Annotated in this window: 3 protein-coding genes; all 3 read left to right on the top strand. The window is 38.6% G+C overall.

Going from position 1 to position 3,629, the window contains the following annotated elements; translation table 11 throughout:
• Positions 1-209 precede the first annotated feature (209 nt).
• The 3 genes from WB217_RS13820 (at position 210) to WB217_RS13830 (ending at position 3,510) form a co-directional block, all read left to right on the top strand.
• On the top strand, positions 210-1,778 hold the full coding sequence (locus WB217_RS13820; protein WP_423993798.1) for an ATP-binding protein: 1,569 nt from the start codon (positions 210-212) through the stop codon (positions 1,776-1,778).
• A gap of 72 nt (positions 1,779-1,850) precedes the next feature.
• Positions 1,851-2,825 (top strand): nucleoside hydrolase, encoded by a 975-nt coding sequence (locus WB217_RS13825; RefSeq protein WP_423993800.1) that lies wholly within the window; start codon positions 1,851-1,853, stop codon positions 2,823-2,825.
• Positions 2,826-2,931: 106 nt separating this feature from the next.
• Positions 2,932-3,510, top strand: coding sequence for an SCO family protein (locus WB217_RS13830; protein WP_423993802.1), 579 nt, complete (start codon positions 2,932-2,934; stop codon positions 3,508-3,510).
• Positions 3,511-3,629: the final 119 nt, after the last annotated feature.

Genomic DNA, 3,629 nt, shown 5'->3' on the forward strand with positions numbered 1-3,629 from the left:
TGTAGTGGAAGGCTCAGCGCCTGGAACGAAAATCAACAGCCTTGTTTAACAAAGCCTTTTCTTTTTTAGGCTGAAAACAGGATTTATAGAAGATTTCGTCGAATACTCACAGTAATTCATTTTTCAATGGAATGGAATGTGACTATTCACTTATGAAGCTTAATATAAATAACATGCCATTGTTCAATAAAATATTGCTGTTCTCCTTTATGATTACCACGCTTGTAGTTGTGTCGATCATAGGGAGCAGTTTTTACCTCCAGGCTAAACAGATGGAATCCCATATGAAAGACAGGGTAGAAGGAGTAGCTGGCCTTTGGTCTTCTACACTGTCTCCTTCTGATATAAAAGTAGCCGCTGAAATGAAAAATATCGACCATCCTTCAAGTGTCCGTCTGGTGAAACTGCTCACAATGGTAAACAACAACAATGCATCGTTTCTCGGAGCCTATCTGGTTTTGCCTGATATTTACCCTAATAATAAAGTATATATTCTAGCAGCATCAGACATTTACAAAGAGTACTCGTTTGGATCACTTATGTATTATGATGCGGGGAATGAATTTCTGAATGCCTTTAGGAAAGCAAAGGAAGGAAAAACGATTACTAGCACAGGCATATTCAAGGACCAATATGGGTCATGGATTTCCTCCTTCGCTCCTATCATGGATGATAAGGGAAATGTTGTTGCCATTCTTGGTATTGATGCAAAGGCTGCAATCATCAGAAACAATCAAACGGAAATCTTGAAAATATTGCTAATAGAATTGGCTGCTATTATTTTTCTCGTCTTTATTACTTTGAATTGGGGCCTAAAAAGGGTGCTGAAGCCAGTAAATGATTTGTTTTATGGAATCAAGGAAATCAGCACGGGCAATTTCAATGTCCGCCTCCCAGTTCATGACCAGTCGGAACTTAGCTTGTTAAGTGATCGTTTTAATGAAATGGCTGCCCAGCTTTCGCATTTGTTTGAACGGGTTTCTGCAGCGTCTAAGCAGTTGGGACAATCATCAATGAATGAAAGTGATTCGCTACTTTTAGAAGAAGCCATTAATACGATGGAGGATATTTTTGAAAGAACAAAGCTGCAGCAGGAGCTCCAGAGGGCGGAAAAAATGAATGCAATTGGACAGCTTGCTGCATCTGTTGCCCATGAAATCAGAAATCCAATGACAGTCGTCAAAGGCTTCCTGCAGATTTTTCTTGCAAAAGACATGAGTGATGAAGAACATATGTTTTTAAAGCTGATGATAGAAGAGTTAAACAGGGCGGAAACAATCATTAATGATTATTTGAGTCTGGCAAAACCTGATGTTGGCAAGCTGGAGGTCATTGATAGCAGGGATATGGCAGAAAAAGTTATGGATTTGATGACCTCTTATGCAATGATGTCAAAGAATATTTCTTTACATACTGAATTAAAAGAAGATATGAAAATCAGGGGCAATAAGAATGAATTAAAGCAGGTTTTAATCAATATCTTGAAAAATGGCATAGAGGCGATGAAGGACGGCGGCAAGTTGAGCTTGACTTTGGAAAAAAAAGGTTCATATGGTGTTTTCATAATCAGAGATACTGGCATTGGCATGACGGAGGATGAGCTTTCAAGACTGGGAACAGCATTTTATTCTCTGAAGGAACGTGGTACAGGCATGGGATTGATGGTCTGTTACCAGATTGTTGAACGGATGAAAGGCCATATTAAGGTATCAAGCAAAAAAGGAGAAGGGACAACCTTTGAGATCTTGGTCCCTTTATTAGTAGAAGGGTCTGAGTAAATCCAAGGGCTTTTAAAATTTTGCCATCATTTTTCCTTACCCTCAATATACATAAAAAAGGGGGTGTCCGGGATGGTTAAAAAAGTGCTTTTCTTCAGTGATTTTGGGATTGATGATAATCTAGCCATTTTATATGCGTTCTTCAATAAAGAAATTCAAATCGTTGGTGTAGTGGCTGATTATGGTAATGTGTCCAAACAGGATGCACTTAGAAATGCAGCGTATATCCAAAAACTTACTGGCATTCGTGATGTTCCTGTTTTCGCTGGTGCAGAATTGCCACTTACCGGCAATCCGCCAGAATTTTATCCAGACGTTCATGGTGCAGAAGGTTTAGGCCCTATTATACCGGAAATTGATATTGATCTCTCACTGGAGAACTTCCATGGAATCAAGGAAGTCATCGAACAAAATCCCAATGAAATCATCATCGTGAATGTTGGCAGACTTACTTCTCTGGCTACAGCTTTTATCCTATATCCTGAGACAATGAAAAAAGTAAAAGAATTTTACCTGATGGGCGGCGCATTCAATGAACCAGGAAATGTTACACCCGTCGCAGAGGCGAATTTTTACGGTGATCCTTATGCTGCTAATATTGTATTAAATCAGACAGCAGGAAGGGTGAAGATCATCCCTCTCAATGTGACTAGCGGCTCAATTGTTACACCAGCATTGATTAATGAGCTAGATGTTTATTATCATTCTGTCGAAAGTAATGTTGGGAAACTTGTAAAACCGATGTTTGATTACTATTATAAATTTTATAAAAAGAGGTCTCCTCAATTGACAGGTGCCCCCTTGCATGATGTCCTTACTCTCTGGGCTGTTGTAAATGATGAACATGTCACATACAGAGAGGTACCTGTAAAGGTCATCGTGAATATTGGCGAAGCATTTGGCCAAAGTATTGGAGATTTCAGAAACATGGTAGACAAAGCCAATTTCCCGCTTCATAAAGTGGCTGTTAATTTCAATTATGCTGAATTCATTAAGGATTTTTTCCAAACGTTGAAAAACTCCAAAAATTCTGGGGGATACCATTAAATCAGTACTACTATTTTCACGGGTTTCAGATATCTTTTTCTTTCTTCTCTCAAAAACGTTTGCTAGAATGAGTGTGGACAGAATTAGAGAGAATGCAGGTGATTGTATGAAAAAGAGTGTATTATTTTTTATTTTGGCAGCAGTGATAGCACTTGCTGCTGGATGTGGGAATAGCGGACTAAAGGATGCCAAGAATTATCCGATCGAAGATTTTAAGTATACCAACCAGGATGGTCAGCCTCTTAGCAAAAAGGATCTTAAAGGCAAAGTCTGGGTAGCTGATTTTGTATTCACAAACTGTGCGGATGTATGTCCTCCGATGACGGCTAACATGGCAAAGCTTCAAGATATGATAAAAGAGGAAGGTCTTGAGGGTGTCGAAATAGTCTCGTTTAGTGTGGATCCCACTGTTGATAAGCCAGAGGTCTTAACTGAATACGGCAAGAAGTTTAATGTTGATTTTAAGAATTGGAATTTCCTTACTGGATACTCTCAGGAAGAAATAGAAAAATTCGCACTTGAAAATTTCAAGACGATTGTTAAAAAGCCACAATCAGGTGACCAGGTTATTCATGGAACTGATTTTTATCTTGTGGATCAGAACGGTGACATGAGGAAGTATTATACAGGCCTAAAAGAAGTTCCTTTCGAGCAAATCATTGAAGATATAAAAGCACTGCAATAGGCCATATTAGTGGCCTGTTTTTTTTTGCTTAGTCTGTTTTCAAAAAGATTGTTGTTTTAAATGGATTGTTTGAAATCAACTGACTAAAAGCAACAAAGTATACGAAAAGAGCCTTTGCT

Origin of the sequence: Mesobacillus sp. (assembly GCF_049588175.1) — a bacterium.
Lineage (GTDB): Bacteria > Bacillota > Bacilli > Bacillales > Cytobacillaceae > Mesobacillus.